Annotated in this window: 17 protein-coding genes; 15 read left to right on the forward strand and 2 right to left on the reverse strand. The window is 58.7% G+C overall.

Annotated features, from left to right (window positions below; all coding sequences use genetic code 11):
- The first annotated feature begins 15 nt into the window (after positions 1–15).
- From argC to FIU92_RS07020, 7 genes are all read left to right on the forward strand, one after another.
- Positions 16–1,044: an N-acetyl-gamma-glutamyl-phosphate reductase gene (argC, locus tag FIU92_RS06990; protein WP_152457885.1), complete on the forward strand. Its 1,029-nt coding sequence runs from the start codon at positions 16–18 to the stop codon at positions 1,042–1,044.
- A gap of 7 nt (positions 1,045–1,051) precedes the next feature.
- Positions 1,052–1,498, forward strand: coding sequence for a cytochrome c maturation protein CcmE (gene ccmE, locus FIU92_RS06995; RefSeq protein ID WP_152457886.1), 447 nt, complete (start codon positions 1,052–1,054; stop codon positions 1,496–1,498).
- A 118-nt stretch (positions 1,499–1,616) separates the two neighbouring features.
- Positions 1,617–2,228: a holin-associated N-acetylmuramidase gene (locus tag FIU92_RS07000; RefSeq protein ID WP_152457887.1), complete on the forward strand. Its 612-nt coding sequence runs from the start codon at positions 1,617–1,619 to the stop codon at positions 2,226–2,228.
- Positions 2,219–2,797, forward strand: a complete 579-nt coding sequence (locus FIU92_RS07005) for a holin family protein (protein ID WP_152457888.1) — start codon at positions 2,219–2,221, stop codon at positions 2,795–2,797. The genes FIU92_RS07000 and FIU92_RS07005 overlap by 10 nt, the downstream gene beginning before the upstream one ends.
- Before the next feature lie 75 nt (positions 2,798–2,872).
- Positions 2,873–4,837: a heme lyase CcmF/NrfE family subunit gene (locus tag FIU92_RS07010; protein WP_152457889.1), complete on the forward strand. Its 1,965-nt coding sequence runs from the start codon at positions 2,873–2,875 to the stop codon at positions 4,835–4,837.
- Complete coding sequence (locus FIU92_RS07015; protein WP_152457890.1) at positions 4,834–5,289, forward strand: cytochrome c-type biogenesis protein; 456 nt, start codon at positions 4,834–4,836, stop codon at positions 5,287–5,289. The genes FIU92_RS07010 and FIU92_RS07015 overlap by 4 nt, the downstream gene beginning before the upstream one ends.
- A gap of 75 nt (positions 5,290–5,364) precedes the next feature.
- Positions 5,365–6,141, forward strand: coding sequence for an enoyl-CoA hydratase-related protein (locus FIU92_RS07020; protein ID WP_152457891.1), 777 nt, complete (start codon positions 5,365–5,367; stop codon positions 6,139–6,141).
- 11 nt (positions 6,142–6,152) lie between these two features.
- Here the strand turns inward: FIU92_RS07020 and bmt are convergent, their stop codons facing one another.
- Entirely contained in the window at positions 6,153–7,166 is a 1,014-nt protein-coding gene (bmt, locus tag FIU92_RS07025; protein WP_152457892.1) for a betaine--homocysteine S-methyltransferase, read from the reverse strand.
- A 121-nt stretch (positions 7,167–7,287) separates the two neighbouring features.
- Entirely contained in the window at positions 7,288–7,605 is a 318-nt protein-coding gene (locus FIU92_RS07030; protein ID WP_152457893.1) for a DUF1476 domain-containing protein, read from the reverse strand.
- A 187-nt stretch (positions 7,606–7,792) separates the two neighbouring features.
- On the opposite strand from FIU92_RS07030, the gene purC reads away from it, so the two are divergent.
- The 8 genes from purC to FIU92_RS07070 all read left to right on the forward strand — a co-directional run bounded on the left by purC (position 7,793) and on the right by FIU92_RS07070 (position 17,968).
- Positions 7,793–8,548, forward strand: a complete 756-nt coding sequence (gene purC / locus FIU92_RS07035) for a phosphoribosylaminoimidazolesuccinocarboxamide synthase (protein WP_152457894.1) — start codon at positions 7,793–7,795, stop codon at positions 8,546–8,548.
- 139 nt (positions 8,549–8,687) lie between these two features.
- Entirely contained in the window at positions 8,688–9,353 is a 666-nt protein-coding gene (locus FIU92_RS07040) for a MarC family protein (RefSeq protein ID WP_171328517.1), read from the forward strand.
- Positions 9,354–9,468: 115 nt separating this feature from the next.
- Positions 9,469–9,699 carry a phosphoribosylformylglycinamidine synthase subunit PurS gene (purS, locus tag FIU92_RS07045; RefSeq protein ID WP_117872765.1) on the forward strand — a complete coding sequence of 77 codons (231 nt, stop codon included), beginning with the start codon at positions 9,469–9,471 and terminating at the stop codon, positions 9,697–9,699.
- A gap of 4 nt (positions 9,700–9,703) precedes the next feature.
- Positions 9,704–10,747, forward strand: coding sequence for a zinc-dependent alcohol dehydrogenase family protein (locus tag FIU92_RS07050; protein WP_152457896.1), 1,044 nt, complete (start codon positions 9,704–9,706; stop codon positions 10,745–10,747).
- An 11-nt stretch (positions 10,748–10,758) separates the two neighbouring features.
- Complete coding sequence (gene purQ / locus FIU92_RS07055) at positions 10,759–11,427, forward strand: phosphoribosylformylglycinamidine synthase subunit PurQ (protein WP_152457897.1); 669 nt, start codon at positions 10,759–10,761, stop codon at positions 11,425–11,427.
- Positions 11,428–11,559: 132 nt separating this feature from the next.
- Positions 11,560–13,242: an ATP-binding protein gene (locus FIU92_RS07060; RefSeq protein ID WP_371419744.1), complete on the forward strand. Its 1,683-nt coding sequence runs from the start codon at positions 11,560–11,562 to the stop codon at positions 13,240–13,242.
- A 12-nt stretch (positions 13,243–13,254) separates the two neighbouring features.
- Complete coding sequence (locus FIU92_RS07065) at positions 13,255–14,589, forward strand: sigma-54 dependent transcriptional regulator (RefSeq protein ID WP_050603452.1); 1,335 nt, start codon at positions 13,255–13,257, stop codon at positions 14,587–14,589.
- A 508-nt stretch (positions 14,590–15,097) separates the two neighbouring features.
- Positions 15,098–17,968, forward strand: a complete 2,871-nt coding sequence (locus FIU92_RS07070; protein WP_152457899.1) for a ribonuclease E/G — start codon at positions 15,098–15,100, stop codon at positions 17,966–17,968.
- The last annotated feature ends 5 nt before the right edge of the window (positions 17,969–17,973 follow it).

The following is a 17,973-nucleotide window of genomic DNA, read 5'->3' on the forward strand; positions in this document are numbered from 1 at the left end:
GAGAAGAGGTCTGACATGACCCATAAAATCGCAATTCTGGGCGCTTCGGGCTATACCGGTGCGGAATTGGTGCGGCTGATCGCCGAACACCCCAACATGGAAATCGCCGCGCTGGCCGCCGAACGCAAGGCGGGGATGACCATGGCGCAGGTTTTCCCGCATCTGCGCCACATGGACCTGCCGGATCTTTGCAAGATTTCCGAGATCGATTTTTCCCGGATCGATCTGTGCTTTTGTGCCCTTCCGCACAAGACAAGCCAGGAAGTGATCAGTGCGCTGCCCAAGGATCTGAAGATCATCGATCTGTCTGCTGACTTCCGGCTGACTGACCCGGATGAATATGAAAAGTGGTACGGAAACCCGCATACCGCTCTCGAGCAGCAGGAAGAGGCCGTTTATGGCCTGACCGAGTTCTATCGCGACGAAATCCGGGGCGCGCGGCTGGTGGCGGGCACAGGGTGCAACGCGGCAACCGGTCAATACGTTCTGAGGCCGCTTGTTTCTGCCGGGGTGATTGATCTGGACGATATCGTGCTGGATCTGAAATGTGCTGTATCCGGGGCAGGGCGGTCGCTGAAGGAAAACCTGCTGCACGCCGAACTGAGCGAGGGCACCAACGCCTATGCCGTCGGCGGGACCCACAGGCATCTGGGCGAGTTCGATCAGGAGTTTTCCAAGCTGGCCGGTCGTTCGGTTCATGTGCAGTTCACTCCGCACCTGATCCCTGCAAACCGGGGCATTCTGGCCACGACCTACGTGAAAGGTGACCCGAATAGCATCTATGAAACGCTTGCAAAGGCCTACGCGGATGAGCCTTTCATTCAGATGCTGCGGATGGGCGAGACACCGTCGACTCACCACGTGCGCGGGTCCAACTTCTGTCATATCGGAGTTGTGGCAGATCGGATCGAACGGCGCGCGAACGTGATCGCGGCGCTGGATAACCTGACAAAAGGTAGCAGTGGCCAAGCCTTGCAGAACGCCAATCTGATGTTAGGTGAGACTGAAACCCGGGGCCTGATGATGGCACCGTTATTTCCGTGAGGACGGTATGAAAACGCTCAAGAAACGTCGCCGAGTACAAGTCATTCTGGTAGCTGTCGTTGCCTTGGTGGCATCGACGGCGTTGATTGGCTATGCCATGCGCGACGGGATCAACTTTTTCCGCTCGCCAAGCCAGGTGATTGCCGAACCACCCAAGCCGACCGAGGTCTTTCGGATAGGCGGCTTGGTCGAAGAAGGTTCAATCATCCGTGGGCAGGGCGAAACCGTACATTTTGTCGTCACCGACGGCGGCGAAAGCGTCAAGGTTTCTTTCACCGGGGTTCTGCCTGATCTGTTTTCGGAAAATCAGGGCATGGTAGGCACTGGGCGTTACGTGAACGGTGTGTTCGAAGCCACTGAAATTCTTGCCAAACATGACGAAACCTATATGCCAAAAGAAGTCATGGACGCGTTGAAAGAGCAGGGCGTGTATAAAGGGGCTGAAGAAAGCTGATCTGACCGATATTCGTGTTGAGGGCGTTGCGCGCGGGATGCGGGCAGCGCCCTTGGTCGTTCAGGCTTGTTAATTCTTTTTCGGGATCGTCAGCGCCATTCAACGAAATGAGGGCGCTATGCAAACGGTTCGGCAGATTGCCAGTGAAATTGTGCGCCGGGAAGGCGGGTACGTGAATGACCCGGACGATCCGGGCGGGGCAACCAAGTTCGGTGTCACGATCCATACGATGCGCAGGCTTGGATTGGACCTGACCGGGGATGGGCTGGTTGACGTGGCGGATGTCCGGGCGCTTACTCGGCGCGAGGCGGTCGACATCTTTGTTCAGCACTACTTTGAAAAGCCACGCATCGCGCTGTTGCCGGATGTTCTGCATGCCCCTGTTTTTGACATGTATGTCAATGCCGGTGCGCAAGCAGTAATAATCCTGCAACGGCTTTTGCGTGATATGGGGTTTGACGTAGTGGCAGATGGCGTGATCGGCGCGCAAACGGCGCAGGCGTGCGAAGACGCGGCCCAACCAGATCCCAACGCGTTGCGCGATGCGTATGGCGTGGCGCGGCGGAACTATTACTTTCGGCTGGCCGACAAACGACCGGCATCCAGAAAATACGCGCGCACCCGATCCGGTGGCAAAGGAGGCTGGATCAAACGGGCCGAAGAGTTTCTGTCGCCACGCTATCGACTGAAGGAAAGTGAATTCATGGAAAGGGTTGCGGCATGGGGTTGATCTCGGGGGTATTGGCGCTGCTGTTCGGGGGCGGTCGCAACGCTGTGCGTGAGACGGTTGAAATATACCGGGAAAACGCCGAGTCCCGTGCCGAGCGCGCGACAGAGTTGCAAAGTCAGGCAATGACGCAGTTCGGCCGAGAGTTCGTGGTTCCTCAAAAAGGCCTGTTCGACCGCGTCATGGATGGCGTGAACCGGTTGCCGCGCCCGGCCTTGGCGCTTGGAACGCTGGGATTGTTTGTTGCCGCGATGGTGGATCCGCTGTGGTTCGCTGAACGCATGCAGGGCATTGCGCTGGTGCCGGAACCTCTTTGGTGGTTGCTGGGCGTGATTGTCTCTTTTTATTTTGGCGCGCGCCATCAGAGCAAAATGCAGGATTTTCAGCGGGATATAGGCGCAGCCATGCAGCGGTTGCCGACGGTCATGGGGAACATAGAAACGGTGCGGGCCATGCGCAGCGACAGCCCGGGCGTCGCCGACCCCGGCCCCGATGCCAACCTGATACAGAACGCCTCGCGTCCTGATGCGAATCCAGCATTGACCGATTGGCGCAAGCTTCGGGCGCTTTGACCCGCGACACTATGTGCCCCCGGATCATGCGAAAGTTAATGGCCCCCGGTTCGGCCTCGCAGTATATTCCGGGGCATGATTACAGAGCTTGGCCACTTCGCCCTCATCCTCGCCTTTTTCGTCGCCATCGTGCAAAGCGTGGTGCCTCTGATCGGTGCGTCAAAAAACTGGACCGGCTGGATGGCTTTTGCCGAGCCTGCTGCCATCGTCCAGTTTCTGCTGACTGCATTTTCCTTCGGTGCGCTGATCTGGGCTTTCATCGTGTCGGACTTTTCGCTGCGGATCGTGGTCGAAAACAGTCATTCGGCCAAGCCGATGATCTACAAGATCAGCGGGACGTGGGGAAACCACGAAGGATCGATGCTGCTTTGGGTGCTGATTGTCACGCTGTTCGGAGCGATGGCGGCGTTCTTTGGGGGCGGGTTGCCCCCAAGCCTGAAGGCGCGTGTGCTTGCGGTTCAATCTGCCATTGCCGTGGCATTTTTTGCTTTCATACTGTTTACCTCGAACCCGTTTGACCGGCTGGCAATTGCGCCGTTTGACGGGCGGGATCTGAACCCGTTGTTGCAGGATCCCGGTTTGGCCTTCCACCCGCCATTTCTGTATCTCGGTTATGTGGGGCTGAGCATGGCGTTCAGTTTTGCGATCGCCGCGCTGATCGAAGGGCGTATCGATGCGGCATGGGGGCGCTGGGTTCGCCCATGGACGCTGGCTGCCTGGGTGTTTTTGACAATCGGCATCGCACTGGGGTCCTGGTGGGCCTATTACGAGCTGGGCTGGGGCGGTTTCTGGTTCTGGGATCCGGTTGAGAACGCCTCTTTCATGCCGTGGCTCCTGGCGGCAGCGCTGCTGCATTCGGCAATCGTTGTTGAAAAGCGCGAGGCGCTGAAAAGCTGGACCATCCTGCTGGCAATCATTGCCTTCGGGTTTTCGCTTATAGGAACATTCATCGTTCGTTCGGGGCTGCTGACTTCGGTTCACGCCTTTGCCAATGACCCGGAACGCGGGGTGTTCATCCTGTTCATTCTTGTGGTTTTCATCGGTGGGGCGCTGACTTTGTTTGCCGCGCGGGCGCAGGCGATGGAGGCCAAGGGTGTTTTCGGCATGGTCAGCCGCGAAAGCGCGCTGATCGTAAACAACGTCCTGCTGGCGGTCAGTTGTTTCGTGGTCTTTGTCGGTACGATGTGGCCGATGGTGGCCGAGATGATGTTTGATCGCAAACTCTCGGTCGGGGCGCCGTTTTTCAACGCTGCATTCTCTCCATTCATGGTTTTGCTGGGATTGATCCTTCCCATCGGGGCCATGTTGCCGTGGAAACGCGGGCGGATTGGAAAAACGGCCTGGTCGCTGCGCTATGCCTTTGGTCTGGCCCTGGCGATTGCCCTGCTGGTTTGGGCGATGCAGACCGGCCGCAGCGCTTTGGGGCCGGTGGGTCTGTTCCTTGGGGCGTGGATTACATTTGGCGCCATCGTTGATTTGTGGAGCCGTACGGGGCGCAACGGCAGCCTGAAACGCTTGTTCCGCCTGCCAGGTGCGGATTGGGGTAAAGCCGTCGCTCATACCGGGCTGGGTGTTACCATCTTTGCCATTGCAGGCCTGACTGCATGGGAGGACGAGGATATTCGCGTCGCCCAACCCAACCAACCTTTCGAAGTGGGACAGTTCACGCTGACGCTGCAAGATGTCCGTCGGGTCGATGGGCCGAACTATTTTTCGACCACGGCGGATGTTCTGGTTGAAAAGAATGGCCGCCCGATCGGGACATTGCACCCGGAAAAACGGGATTACCCCGTTGCGCGGATGCCCACGACCGAAGCGGCGATCGATTATCGTTTCCTCGGGGACCTTTACGTCGTGATTGGAGATCAACAGGCAGATGGCGGCTGGGTGATGCGAACCTATATCAAGCCGCTTGCAAACTGGATCTGGGGCGGCTGTATCCTGATGGCGCTTGGCGGTGTCCTGAGCCTGTGTGACAGGCGCTTCCGTGTGGCCGCAGGCGCAAGAAAAACCCCGGTCGGCGGAGTACCTGCGGAATGAAACGCCTTGTTCTGATTCTGATGATGCTCGCAACACCCGTCTTTGCGGTGCAGCCTGACGAGGTTCTGGATGATCCGGTACTGGAACAGCGTGCGCGGGATCTCAGCGCCGGACTGCGTTGCCTCGTGTGCCGCAATGAGAGCATCGACGAAAGCAACGCGGATCTCGCGCGTGATCTGCGCGTGTTGTTGCGGGAACGGTTGATGGCTGGGGATACGGACGAACAGGCGATCGCGTTTATCGTTGATAGGTATGGCGAATACGTACTTCTGAAACCGACTGCCAGCGGCTCGAACCTGTTTTTGTGGCTGGCCGGGCCAATCATGCTGTTGATCGCTGCCGCGGTTGGGTTGAACTTTCTCCGTACCCGGGCCAAGGCCCGTGCTTCGGTGGACTCTGCCGCGTTGAGTGAGGACGAAAAAGAACGTCTGCGTCAAATTCTTGAAGACTGACGCGTGGTTCTGCTTTTCCCGTCCCGTCCGGGCCAGTAAGTGTGCAAAAACACATGGCGCGACGGGAGGGTTTTCATGAATTACGAAACGGTTGCTCTGGAGATTGCAGACGGTCTGGCAGTTCTGACGCTGAACAGGCCGGACAAGATGAACGCGCTGACCACCCAGATGCGGGCAGAGATTACGCACGCCATGAAAGATGCAGCGATCAAGGCGCGCTGTGTCGTCATCACCGGTTCGGGCCCTGCGTTTTGTTCCGGGCAGGATCTGGGCGATGCGTCTTCAACCGGCAAGATCGATCTGGAACGGTCGCTGCGCGATGAATATGAACCGATGCTGGAGACGATCCACAATTGCCCGGTGCCCACGATTGCCGCGGTGAACGGACCGGCGGCCGGGGCAGGCGCGAACCTTGCCCTTTGTGCCGATGTGGTGATTGCCACCGAAAGCGCCTACTTCCTACAGGCATTTGCCCGTATCGGTCTGCTTCCCGATGCCGGGGGAACATGGTTCATGCCCCGTCAGATGGGGTTGGCCAAAGCAATGGGCGCGGCCTTGTTTGCCGAAAAGATCACGGCAAAGCAGGCGGATGAATGGGGCATGATCTGGGAAGCCGTGCCGGATGACGCTTTCGCCGATCATTGGCGCAAGAGGGCAGAGTATCTGGCAAAAGGCCCCACGGCCGCCTATGGCGCGATCAAGCAAGCCATTCGCGGAACGTATGAAAACACTCTGCAACAGCAGCTTGCGACCGAGGCGCACCTGCAAGGCGAATGTGGCCGTTCGAGGGACTTTGCCGAAGGTGTTGTGGCCTTCATGGAAAAACGCCCTCCTAAATTCGAAGGGCGCTGATCAGGCTGACATCATGCGCGGCGGCGGCGGCGTGTGCGACGTTCCGGTGCCGCATCGTCATCCGTCCCGTCCGAGGCGGATGTGAACGGACCCAGCGCATCAGTGATCTGATCGAGCGTCGGGCGTTCACCACGAGGCGTGGTATCCAGCGCCTCACGCATCTTGCGCAGGTGGTCGGGCATGGTTCCGCAGCACCCGCCAATGATGGTCGCGCCGGCATCCCGCGCCATGGCGGCATACTGCCCCATCAGTTCGGGCGTGCCGTCATAATGGATGTGGCCATCCACGTATTTCGGAATTCCTGCATTGCCCTTCGAAATCAGCGGGCGTTCAGTGCCTTGCGCGCCAAATCCCAGTACGGTGCGCAGAATGTCGGATGCGCCGGTGCCGCAATTGGCACCGAAAGCGATGGGGGGATTCGGCAGAGTTTCGACCAGCTGGGCCAGATCGGCCGAGGTGACACCCATCATCGTGCGTCCGGCAGTGTCAAAGCTCATTGTGCCGCACCAGGGCATGTCGGTCAGGGCAAAGGCTTCGGCGGCGGCGCGAAACTCTTCGGGGGCGCTGATGGTTTCCACCCACAGAACATCCACCCCACCTTCTTTCAGCGCTTCCGCCTGTTCATGGAACATTTCCACGGCTTCGGCGTGCGACAGGCTGCCGACCGGCTCCATGATTTCACCAGTCGGGCCGACCGATCCTGCAACGACGACAGGTCGTCCGGCCTTGTCGGCGATTTCGCGCCCCAGCTCGGCGCCGATGCGGTTCAGCTCGCCCACGCGGTTGTGCGCGTCATGCAGTTTCAGCCGTGCCGCTGTGCCGCCGAACGTGTTGGTCAGGAACAGATCGCTGCCTGCATCAACCGACCCCTGATACAGAGCCCGGATCTTGTCCGGGGCATCCACGTTCCAGAGTTCGGGAGCGTCACCAGATTGCAGGCCCATGTTGAACAGATTCGTTCCCGTGGCACCATCGGCCAGAATGGCGTCATTGGATTCCAGAAGCTTGCTCAGCGCGTTTGTCATAGGGTTGTTCCAGGAAAAGGCGCAAAACGCCGTTAAAAAAAGAGACGCCCCGTGTCTCATGACCAAGGCGTCAAATCAAATTCATAAAACTCATGAAGATCATGAGTCGGACGCCCTAGGCTCAGTTGGTCTCGCTCAGGACCTGTGCCTTGGCTTCGGGCAGAAGCTCGGCCATTTTCGCGCGGATTTCCTCGTCCGAGGACAGGTTGCCCAGATCGCCGGAAACCTTGCGAACGACATCTTCGTGCCCGGCTTCCTCGAAGTCGGAAATCACGACCGTTTTTGCATATTCTTCGGCGTCGGCACCGGATTTACCCAGTTTTTCAGCAGCCCACAGACCCAAAAGCTTGTTGCAGCGGGCTTGTGCCTTGAACTGCATCTCTTCATCATGGGCAAACTTGGCTTCAAAGGCGTTTTCGCGTTCGTCGAACGTCGTCATAGGGCAAGGACCTCTTGGGTTATGTCTTCTTTCCTGATGATATGACTATACGACGTCCCATGCGCAAGGGATTTGCGCTGCGTCAAAGCCTCTCGGGTACATGAACTTGCGGGAAATGGGTGCTTGGACTATGAGGACGCCAACGTGAGGGGACTCAATCCCTCTGTGCAGAGTGGAAAGGTCGCTTATGGCGCGTCGCAAGAAAATCTATGAAGGCAAGGCCAAGATTCTGTACGAAGGCCCCGAACCGGGAACGATCGTCCAGTATTTCAAGGATGACGCCACCGCCTTCAACGCGGAAAAGAAGGACGTGATCGACGGCAAGGGTGTGCTCAACAACCGCCTGTCGGAATTCTTCATGACCGGCCTGACCCAGATTGGCATTCCGAACCACTTCATTCGCCGCCTGAACATGCGTGAACAGCTGGTTCGCAACTGCGAAATCGTTCCGCTGGAAGTGATCGTGCGCAACTATGCCGCCGGATCGATGTCCAAGCGCCTGGGCATTGAAGAGGGCACGCAACTGCCGCGCCCAATCGTCGAGTACTGCTACAAGGACGATTCGCTGGGTGATCCGTTGGTCACCGAAGAACACATCGCCGCGTTTGGCTGGGCCAGCCAGCAGGACATGGACGATATCCTCAGCCTTGCCTTGCGCGTGAACGATTTCATGAGCGGTGTGATGCTGGCGGTGGGCATTCGTCTGGTCGACTTCAAGATCGAGATCGGCCGCGTGTTTGAAGGCGATTATCAGCGCCTGATTGTTGCTGACGAAATCAGCCCCGACAGCTGCCGCCTGTGGGATATCGAAACCGGTCAGAAGCTGGACAAGGACGTGTTCCGCCGTGATTTGGGCAGTTTGACCGACGCCTATTCCGAAGTTGCACGCCGACTGGGTGTCCTGCCCAGCAACAATGTCACCAAGCCGACGCTTATCAACTAGGAACGGCCGGACTAGAATAATACCAAAGCGCCGCAACCGTGTTTGCGGCGCTTTTTCGTTCGCGGTTGAAATTGACAGTTTCTCGTTTCCCCAGCATGTTTGCCTCGGGCAGGCACAAAAGGTTCAGGATAGGTGTCAAATGGCGGAACTGTTTGATCAGACAGTATTTCTGAAGTTTCTGGCCGCCGTGCTTGCAATCTTCAATCCGCTTTACAACATCCCCATTTTTCTGAGCATGACCAAGAACTGCACTGCGGCAGAGCGGCGGCACGTTGCGGTTGTTGTCATGATCTCGGTTACCGTCATTGCGCTAACCGCTGTCGTGATCGGGGAAGAGGTGCTTGGGGTTTTTGGCATTGATGTGCCGGCTTTCCGGATTGCCGGAGGGATCATCATCTTCGGAATCGGGATGTCGATGTTGAAGGCCGAGGACCGGCCGCCGGGCGATCAGGCCGCGATGGACGACGGGCACGAGCGGAAACTGAATTTTGCGGTCGTACCGCTGGCGATACCTTTGACCATAGGGCCGGGCACGATTGCCATCACGATCGTTTTTTCGCACCAACTGTCGAACGGCGCCGAAATCGTGACGCTGGGTTCGGCGATCCTGATTGCCTGCGCGATCGTGGGGCTGGGATTGTTGTTCGCAGATCAGATCTCGCGCCTGTTGGGTGAGACAATGATCAACGTCCTGACCCGGATCATGGCCATCCTGCTGGTCGCCGTCGCGGTCGAGATGGTTCTGACTGGCACGTTCCATGCAATTGACGCGCATTACCCGGGATTGGCCAAAGAAGGCGGATAGTTGGATTGCTGCGGCAAACTGCTTTGCAAACAGGGTTGTCGAAAGCCATTTGGCGCGCTATCCCCCGCGCAACGAAATGGGCCTCGGATTGCGGCCCGCAGGTGGAGTTGCCAAAATGAAAGCACGGGTTCATGTGATGCTCAAGAACGGGGTGCTGGACCCGCAGGGCGAAGCGGTTCGGCACGCATTGGGCGCAATGGGCTTTGATCAGGTCGAAGGTGTGCGTCAGGGCAAGGTGATCGACCTTGAACTGGCCGACGGCGCGACCGAAGCAGATGTGACCGAGATGTGCGAAAAGCTTTTGGCCAACACGGTTATCGAACGCTACGAGATCGAACTGGTCTGATGGAATGCGGGCCGCGCGTCTGATCACCTACCGTCAGCCGCTTGAGGTAACGACGATCCCGGATCCCGCACCTGCGGAAGACGGCGTGGTCGTGCGGGTGCTGGCCTGCGGCGTGTGCCGGTCTGACTGGCACGCGTGGTCTGGTTCGGACCCGGATGTCATCCTGCCCATGACGCCAGGGCACGAGTATTGCGGCGAGGTGGTTTCCGTCGGCGCGCGCGTCACCCGGTGGCGTGTCGGGGATCGGGTGATTGCGCCTTTCATTCTGGCCTGTGGCCGGTGTCCGGATTGTGCGCAGGGTCATCAGACGATCTGCGCGGATCAGGTTGTGCCGGGGTTCACCTGTGACGGCGCTTTTGCGGAATATGTCGCAGTGGCCCATGCCGACGCGAACCTGACATCCTTGCCGGACAGCATCGCGCCGGACATCGCGGCCGCGTTGGGTTGCCGCGTGACGACAGCGTGGCAGGCATTGGTCGGCCGGGCACAGGTTCAGGGCGGTGAATGGATTGCCGTCTTCGGCGGCGGCGGTGTCGGAATATCCACTTTGCTGCTGGGCAAGGCGCTTGGTGCACGTGTGGTAATTGTCGACATCACGGATGACAAACTGAACTATGCCAAGGCTCTGGGCGCAGATGCGGTGGTCAATGCGGCAACCTGCGATGCGCCCCAGGCGGTGAAGGATATCACCGGTGGCGGTGCCCATGTCGCGATCGAGGCGCTTGGCGTCGAAGCTACGACCGTTTCCGCTATGCGTTCCCTGCGCAAAATGGGGCGCATGGTGCAGATCGGGATGCCTGCTGGAGATCACACCCAGATGGCGTTGCCGATGGATGTGCTTTACTCTGGCCAGCTTTCTGTCTTTGGCACACGCGGAATGCCAAGCTGGCGCTATCCGTCTTTGTTGTCGCTGATCGCGGGCGGTGGAATTGACCTGAGCCCGTTGGTCACGCGAAAAATATCTCTCAACCAGGTGAGCGCCGAGCTTGCCGCCTTTGACCATCCAACCCCTCCGGGCGTTGCGGTCGTCACCGATTTTGTCTCGTAGGAGGGCCCGCCATGCGCGCAGCCGTAATCGTTTTCCCCGGATCGAACTGTGACCGAGACCTCGCGGTCGCTTTTGAGCAGGCCGGTTTTCAGGTCGACATGGTCTGGCACAAAGATGCGGCGCTGCCGGACGGTATTGATATCGTAGGCGTTCCGGGCGGGTTTTCTTACGGTGACTATCTGCGGTGCGGTGCAATCGCTGCGCAGTCGCCGATCTGCAAGGCCGTGGTCAACCACACCGAACGCGGCGGTTATGCGGTCGGGATCTGCAACGGATTTCAGGTTCTGACGGAAACAGGTATCCTGCCGGGGGCGCTGCTGCGCAATGCCGGGCTGAAATACATCTGCAAGACTGTGGGCCTGAAAGTTGAAACCAGCGACAGCGTCTTTACCGGTGGCTATAACGCAGGCGACGTGATCGGTATTCCGATCGCGCATCACGACGGCAACTATTTCGCGGATGACGCAACGCTGGCGGCGTTGAGAGATCAGGACAGGATCGCATTCACCTATACCGAGAACCCAAACGGCTCGGTCGGTGATATCGCGGGGATCCTTTCCGAAAACCGTCGTGTTCTGGGTATGATGCCGCATCCCGAGCGCGCGGCCGATCAAGGGCATGGCGGCACTGACGGGGCGGCGCTGTTCCGCGCATTGTCAGGTGTGTTTGAAGCGGCGTGACTTGAGGTCACGCGCGCCCGCGCGTAACGTCTGATCATGAACTCGGACGTGCGATCAGGCTGGTCAAAGCTGCTGAAACCGTTTCGCGGCGCCCCGTTGGGGTGGCGGCTGCGGCTGGCTGTTATTGTATTGATGGTGGCAACAATCGCAACGGTTTGGATCACCAACCGCTTGTTGACCGACAGGTTCACCGAATCCACCCGCAACCGGGCCGAGCTTCGCCTTGCGCTGTATTCCGGCAATTTGCTGAGCGAACTGCGCCGCAACTCGATCGTGCCCCAGTTGCTGGCGCGGGACCCGACACTGATTTCGGCGCTGCAATCCAGGGACTATTCGTTATCGACGCAGCGTTTGATTTCGTTCGTTGAGGAAATCGGTGCGGCGTCGTTGATGCTGTTGGATGGTGACGGGCGAACGGTTGCGGCGACGGATCGGAACAGGCTGGGCGAGGCGCACAGGAATATTCCGTATTTTGTGGACGCGATCCGGTCAAATGCGACGATCTTTTCCGTTATTCCCAAGGAATCCGGCGGATACAGCTTTGTCTATTCGCGCCGGCTTGAAAACAGCGCGGAAATACTGGGCGTGATCGTTGTCGAAGTTGATCTGCAAAAGTTTGAACAGGCATGGGCCGGTATTTCGGATGCGGTGATGGTCACTGACAGCACCGGAACCATCATTCTGTCCACCGAACCGCGCTGGCGGGGTCTGGATGAGGGGGCGGCCCTGCTGCGTCAACCGCCGCAAGGGGCGATCCAGCGGGCCATTCGGGCGACGACCGATTGGACCGCTTTGCCACCTGACGCCTACCTGCAAGGCGAGGCCGTGATGCGTCTGGAAACGCGCATCCCGTTCCGCGGCTGGCAAATGACATCATTCACGACCTATGCCTCGATCCGCGAGAAAGTGAACAGCGTTCTGGCGCTCGAGATCATGGGCTTTGCGATTCTTCTGGCGCTGACGTTCTACGCGCTGAGCCGACGGGCGACGCTGCGCATGACCCTGTTTCAGCGCGAGTCGGCAGAGCTTCGCGCATTGAACGCCAGGCTACAGCGGGAAATCGCTGAACGCGAACGGGTTGAAAAGACGTTGGATTTGGCCGAACAGACCCTTGCCCAAAGCTCGAAACTTGCAGCTCTGGGTGAGATGTCAGCGGCGGTCAGTCACGAGCTGAATCAACCTCTGGCTGCAATGAAAACCTATCTGGCCGGTGCCCGTCTGCTGTTGCGTCGAAACCGGCCCGAAGAGGCATTGGCCAGCTTTGGCCGGATCGATGGCCTGATCGAGCGGATGGGGGCGATTACGCGGCAGCTCAAATCTTACGCGCGCAAGGGGGCAGATGCGTTTTCACCTGTAAATCTTGGCGAAGCGCTGGCCTCGGCCTTGTCGATGATGGAGCCACAGCTGCGTCAGCGCCATGTGAAGATCACCCAGATCCTGCCGGAAGAACCGGTGGTGGTGATGGGGGATCGGATGCGGATCGAGCAGGTGATGGTCAACCTCTTGCGCAATGCGCTGGACGCCACCAAATCAGTGGCAGAGCCGGATGTGGAAATCATCTTGGCGGCGGGTGACACGGCTGTACTGACGGTACGCGACAACGGGCATGGGATCGAGGATATCGAGAACCTGTTCGAGCCGTTCTATACCACCAAACAGCCCGGAGACGGGGTGGGCCTGGGGCTTGCCATCTCGTCGGGGATCGTGAACGACCATGGGGGACGGCTGACTGCGCGCAACGGCCAATACGGTGGCGCGGTGTTTGAAATGCAGTTGCCAGCACTGGGAAGCGACGGCCTTGAGGCCGCGGAATAACGAGGAATGACTATGGCACAGGCCATGAAAATCGCCATTGTGGATGACGAACAGGACATGCGCCAATCGATCAGCCAATGGCTTGCTTTGTCCGGATATGACACGGAAACCTTTGCCAGCGCCGAGGACGCGCTCAAGGTTCTGGGGCCGGATTATCCTGGGATTGTTATTTCGGACATCAAGATGCCCGGAATGGACGGCATTCAGCTTCTGAAAAAGCTGATGGGCGCCGACAGCACCCTACCGGTGATCATGATCACCGGCCACGGTGATGTGCCGATGGCGGTTGAAGCGATGCGCGTTGGCGCGTTCGACTTCCTTGAAAAACCGTTCAACCCCGATCGGATGTCCGAACTGGCCAAACGCGCCAGCAATGCGCGCCGTCTGACTCTGGACAACCGTGCCCTGCGGCGCGAGCTGTCCGGCGGCACCCAGATCATGAACAAGCTGATCGGTGCCAGCCCGGTCATGGAGCGGCTGCGTGAGGATATTCTGGATCTCGGCCAGGCTGACGGCCATGTGTTGATCGACGGTGAAACCGGTACCGGGAAAACGCTTGTGGCTCACGCGCTTCATGCCGTTGGCAGCCGTGCCGGCAAGAAGTTTGTTCTGGTGTCCTGCGCCGCGCTTGAAGAAGACGCACTGGCCAAGCGCCTGTTTGGCCCCATGATGCCCGAAGATGCGCAACTGCCCGCCATCGAAGAGGCGCGTGGCGGCACGCTGGTTCTGGAAGATGTGGAAGCGTTGAGCGATACGTTGCAGGCCAAGCTGCTGAGCGTGATGAACGAGCAGGGCACACCTGCGGAGACCCGGATCGTTGCCATCTCGAACCTGCAGGAGGCGGGCAAGACGTCGGAAGACGTGCTGCGCCCGGACCTGTTCTATCGCCTGGCCGCGCTGCGCATCACCATGCCGCCGTTGCGGCAGCGGGGCGAAGATATCCTGACCCTGTTTACCCGTCTCAGTGAGCAGTTTGCCGAAGAATACGGTTGCGATGCCCCCCAGGTGAGCGCGCAGGAAGCTGCGCAATTGTTGCAGGCGCCATGGCCCGGCAATGTGCGTCAGTTGATCAACATTGCCGAACGGGCGGTTCTGCAATCGCGCCGTGGCTCGGGCACCATCGCGTCTTTGTTGATGTCCGATCACGAAGAGATGCAGCCGGTGATGACCACCGAGGGCAAGCCGTTGAAGGAATATGTCGAAGCGTTCGAACGTATGCTGATTGATAATACGATGCGCAGGCACAAAGGCTCTATTGCGTCAGTCATGGACGAGCTTTGCCTTCCTCGCCGGACGCTGAACGAGAAGATGGCCAAATACGGCCTTCAGCGTTCGGACTATTTGTAAGCGATGCGATTTGGGGGCTCTGCCCCCGTCGCCTATGGCGCCTCCCCCGGGATATTTTTGGCCAGATGAAGGGGGCGGCGACGCTGGTTTGGGCACGGAATGAAGTTTGCCCATTGTCTTTTCCACAGGGTTGCTTTTATTGTGTCGGAACGGGCCGGGCGATTTTGACGCCTGCAAGTCCCGAATCTTTGAGTTTCGCTGCTGATCCGTTGGTGAGGGTCAAGACCTCGCGGTTCAGCAGACCGATTATGCCCCTTAAGGGGCAGTGGAGTACCTGAGCCCGGGATCACTGGGCGAAAGGAATAAATGGGCAGGCTGCGTTCAGACGCGCCTGTCGGAGAAGAACCGCGATGACGCGCGCGCAACGATTGAGAGAACGGGCAGGGGGCCACAGCGCCAGACCCTGCCGCGCGCCGTCTGATATCGCCCTGACAAGACACCTCCCCAAAAGCGCCTGTCCGCCTGGACAGGTCAGGACAACGCGTTTGGCGCGGTGCACCAAGGACAAATGGCTAAGAAAATGCTTATCGATGCCACCCACGCGGAGGAAACCCGCGTCGTGGTGGTTGACGGAAACAAGGTCGAGGAGTTCGATTTTGAATCCGAAAACAAACGCCAGCTTGCCGGCAACATCTATCTTGCAAAAGTAACGCGGGTTGAGCCGTCGCTTCAGGCGGCCTTTGTGGATTATGGCGGGAACCGGCATGGCTTCCTGGCATTCTCTGAAATTCATCCGGATTATTACCAGATCCCCGTCGCCGACCGTGAGGCGTTGATGGAGGAAGAGCGCGCCTATGCCGAGGCCATGAAGGCGCGGGATGAGGCTGAGGAGGCCAAATCCAAGAAGCGGCGGACCCGGTCTCGCGCGAAGGCTGCTGACGTGAAATCGGATGATCCGGTTGAAACGATGGAGGTTTCGACCGAACCAACCGGCATGGAAACCATCGATCTGGACGAGGGTGAAGAAGCAGATGTTGATGTTCCGGAAGGAACGTCGCCGATGGAAGTCGTCGCTGAAACTCCGGTAGAGGAGCCGGTTGACGATGACGCGCCGGCCACTGAAGAAGCAACCGAAACCGCATCGGATGAGGCAGCACTTGACGACGTTGCCGAGGAAGCCACTGAACAGGCTGTCGATGTGTTGGACGACGACGCAGAGGATCAGGCCGAAGAGCCAGTGGAAGCCATTGAAGACATTCAATCGGAAGGGCATGAAGCCCAATCCGAGCCGGAGCAAGCAGAAGAACCTGTTGAAGCTGCGGATGATGAACAAGACCCTGATGAGGACGTTGACGAAACCAAAAGCACAGACGCTGCATCAAAAGACGCATCGATTGAATCGGTTGCTGATGATGATGACAGCGAAGACATTCGTCCTCCGCGCAAACCGCGCCCGCGTCGCTACAAGATACAGGAAGTCATCAAAGTACGTCAGGTCCTTCTGGTGCAGGTTGTCAAGGAAGAGCGCGGAAACAAGGGTGCTGCGCTGACCACCTATCTTTCGCTGGCAGGACGGTATTGTGTTCTGATGCCCAATACCGCACGTGGTGGTGGCATCAGCCGCAAGATTACCAACGCGGCGGACAGGAAAAAGCTGAAAGAGATCGCAACGGATATCGATGTTCCGACCGGGGCGGGTTTGATCATTCGAACTGCCGGGGCCAAGCGAACCAAATCCGAGATCAAACGCGACTATGAGTACCTCCAGCGTTTGTGGGAGCAGATCCGGGCGCTGACACTGGAATCCATCGCGCCGGCAAAGATCTATGAAGAAGGTGATCTGATCAAACGGTCGATCCGAGATCTTTACAACCGTGATATCGACGAAGTCTTGGTCGAAGGCGAGGGCGGGTACCGCATCGCCAAGGACTTCATGAAGATGATCATGCCGTCACACGCCAAGAACGTGAAACGGTACGAAGATGCGCTGCCTCTGTTCGCGCGCTATCAGGTGGAAAGTTATCTGGCCGGGATGTTCAATCCTACCGTACAGCTGAAATCCGGTGGCTATATCGTAATCGGCGTGACGGAAGCACTGGTGGCGATCGACGTGAACTCGGGCCGTGCCACCAAGGAAGGTTCGATCGAGGAAACCGCACTCAAGACCAACCTCGAGGCCGCTGAAGAGGTTGCACGTCAGCTGCGCCTGCGCGATCTCGCCGGTCTGATCGTCATCGACTTTATCGACATGGACGAGCGCAAGAACAACTCGGCTGTCGAAAAGCGTTTGAAAGACAAACTGAAAACGGACCGCGCCCGCATCCAGGTTGGTCGTATTTCGGGTTTTGGTCTGCTGGAGATGAGCCGTCAGCGTCTGCGCCCCGGCATGATCGAGGCAACGACACAGCCGTGCCCGGCCTGTCACGGCACCGGTCTGATCCGCTCGGACGACAACATGGCCTTGTCGATCCTGCGTCAGATCGAAGAAGAAGGTACCCGCCGCCGTTCGCGCGAAGTCCTGGTGCGCTGCCCTGTCAGCATCGCCAACTTCCTGATGAACCAGAAGCGAGAGCATATTGCGCAGATCGAGGCGCGTTATGGGCTTTCAGTGAGGATCGAAGGGGATATCCATTTAGTCAGCCCGGACTTCTCGATGGAGAAGTTCAAGACGGCCAGCCGGATTGTTCCCGAGGCCACGGCGCCTGTTGTTTCTGTCGATGCGTCGCTGATGGATCTTGTCGATTCATCGGACGCGGAAGAGACCGAAGAGGAAATCGCTCAGACCGAAGAAGAGGCAAAGCCCAAGCGCAAGCGCCGTCGTCGTCGTCGCAAGAAAGGTTCGGGCAATGGCGATGCGCCGGAGCAGGCCGCGGAAGAGGGTGACGCGCCTGCACAAGAAGACGCAGAGAGCGATACGCCTGACGTCGAAAGTGCTGAGCCGGCTGAAGCTGAGGCTTCGGAGGAAGAAAAACCGGCAAAGCCCAAGCGCAAACGCGCCCCGCGCCGTCGCAAGAAAGATGCGGTTGCCGAAGAAGTTGCGGATCAGCCTGAAGAGCGATCTTCCACGACGGCCGACGCTGCAACGGAAGAGCCGGCAGCCGAGGAAACCGGCGAGAGCATCGCGGGCGAAAGCGCCGAGGTAGCGGCAGAGCCGGTTGAGGAGGCCGCTGAACCAGCCGAAGCCCAGGCTGACGCTCCTCCGTCGGAAGAGCAACCTGCAAACGGTGTGGATGCGGCACAAGCGGTTGAAGAAGCGGATGAGGCGGAAAAGCAATCTGCGGAAGCCTTAGAAGCCGCTGACGTTGCAGAAACCGAAGATCCTGCCGAAGCCGGGCCAGCGGAAGCAACGCCCGAGCCGGTGCTTGAAAGCGTGGCGGAAGAGCCTGAACCCGTACCCGCCAAGCCCAAACGACGCGGTTGGTGGTCGCTGGGAAGTTAATGAAA

This window comes from Ruegeria sp. THAF33 (genome assembly GCF_009363615.1).
Lineage (GTDB): Bacteria > Pseudomonadota > Alphaproteobacteria > Rhodobacterales > Rhodobacteraceae > Ruegeria.

Coding starts and splice junctions, on each gene's coding strand:
- purS (WP_117872765.1), top strand. CDS start 9,469: ATGAAAGCACGGGTTCATGTGATGCTCAAGAACGGGGTGCTGGACCCG.
- FIU92_RS07000 (WP_152457887.1), top strand. CDS start 1,617: ATGCAAACGGTTCGGCAGATTGCCAGTGAAATTGTGCGCCGGGAAGGC.
- FIU92_RS07020 (WP_152457891.1), top strand. CDS start 5,365: ATGAATTACGAAACGGTTGCTCTGGAGATTGCAGACGGTCTGGCAGTT.
- bmt (WP_152457892.1), bottom strand. CDS start 7,166: ATGACAAACGCGCTGAGCAAGCTTCTGGAATCCAATGACGCCATTCTG.
- FIU92_RS07030 (WP_152457893.1), bottom strand. CDS start 7,605: ATGACGACGTTCGACGAACGCGAAAACGCCTTTGAAGCCAAGTTTGCC.
- purQ (WP_152457897.1), top strand. CDS start 10,759: ATGCGCGCAGCCGTAATCGTTTTCCCCGGATCGAACTGTGACCGAGAC.
- FIU92_RS07015 (WP_152457890.1), top strand. CDS start 4,834: ATGAAACGCCTTGTTCTGATTCTGATGATGCTCGCAACACCCGTCTTT.
- FIU92_RS07005 (WP_152457888.1), top strand. CDS start 2,219: ATGGGGTTGATCTCGGGGGTATTGGCGCTGCTGTTCGGGGGCGGTCGC.
- FIU92_RS07050 (WP_152457896.1), top strand. CDS start 9,704: ATGCGGGCCGCGCGTCTGATCACCTACCGTCAGCCGCTTGAGGTAACG.
- FIU92_RS07060 (WP_371419744.1), top strand. CDS start 11,560: ATGGTGGCAACAATCGCAACGGTTTGGATCACCAACCGCTTGTTGACC.
- FIU92_RS07065 (WP_050603452.1), top strand. CDS start 13,255: ATGGCACAGGCCATGAAAATCGCCATTGTGGATGACGAACAGGACATG.
- purC (WP_152457894.1), top strand. CDS start 7,793: ATGGCGCGTCGCAAGAAAATCTATGAAGGCAAGGCCAAGATTCTGTAC.
- FIU92_RS07040 (WP_171328517.1), top strand. CDS start 8,688: ATGGCGGAACTGTTTGATCAGACAGTATTTCTGAAGTTTCTGGCCGCC.
- ccmE (WP_152457886.1), top strand. CDS start 1,052: ATGAAAACGCTCAAGAAACGTCGCCGAGTACAAGTCATTCTGGTAGCT.
- FIU92_RS07010 (WP_152457889.1), top strand. CDS start 2,873: ATGATTACAGAGCTTGGCCACTTCGCCCTCATCCTCGCCTTTTTCGTC.
- FIU92_RS07070 (WP_152457899.1), top strand. CDS start 15,098: ATGGCTAAGAAAATGCTTATCGATGCCACCCACGCGGAGGAAACCCGC.
- argC (WP_152457885.1), top strand. CDS start 16: ATGACCCATAAAATCGCAATTCTGGGCGCTTCGGGCTATACCGGTGCG.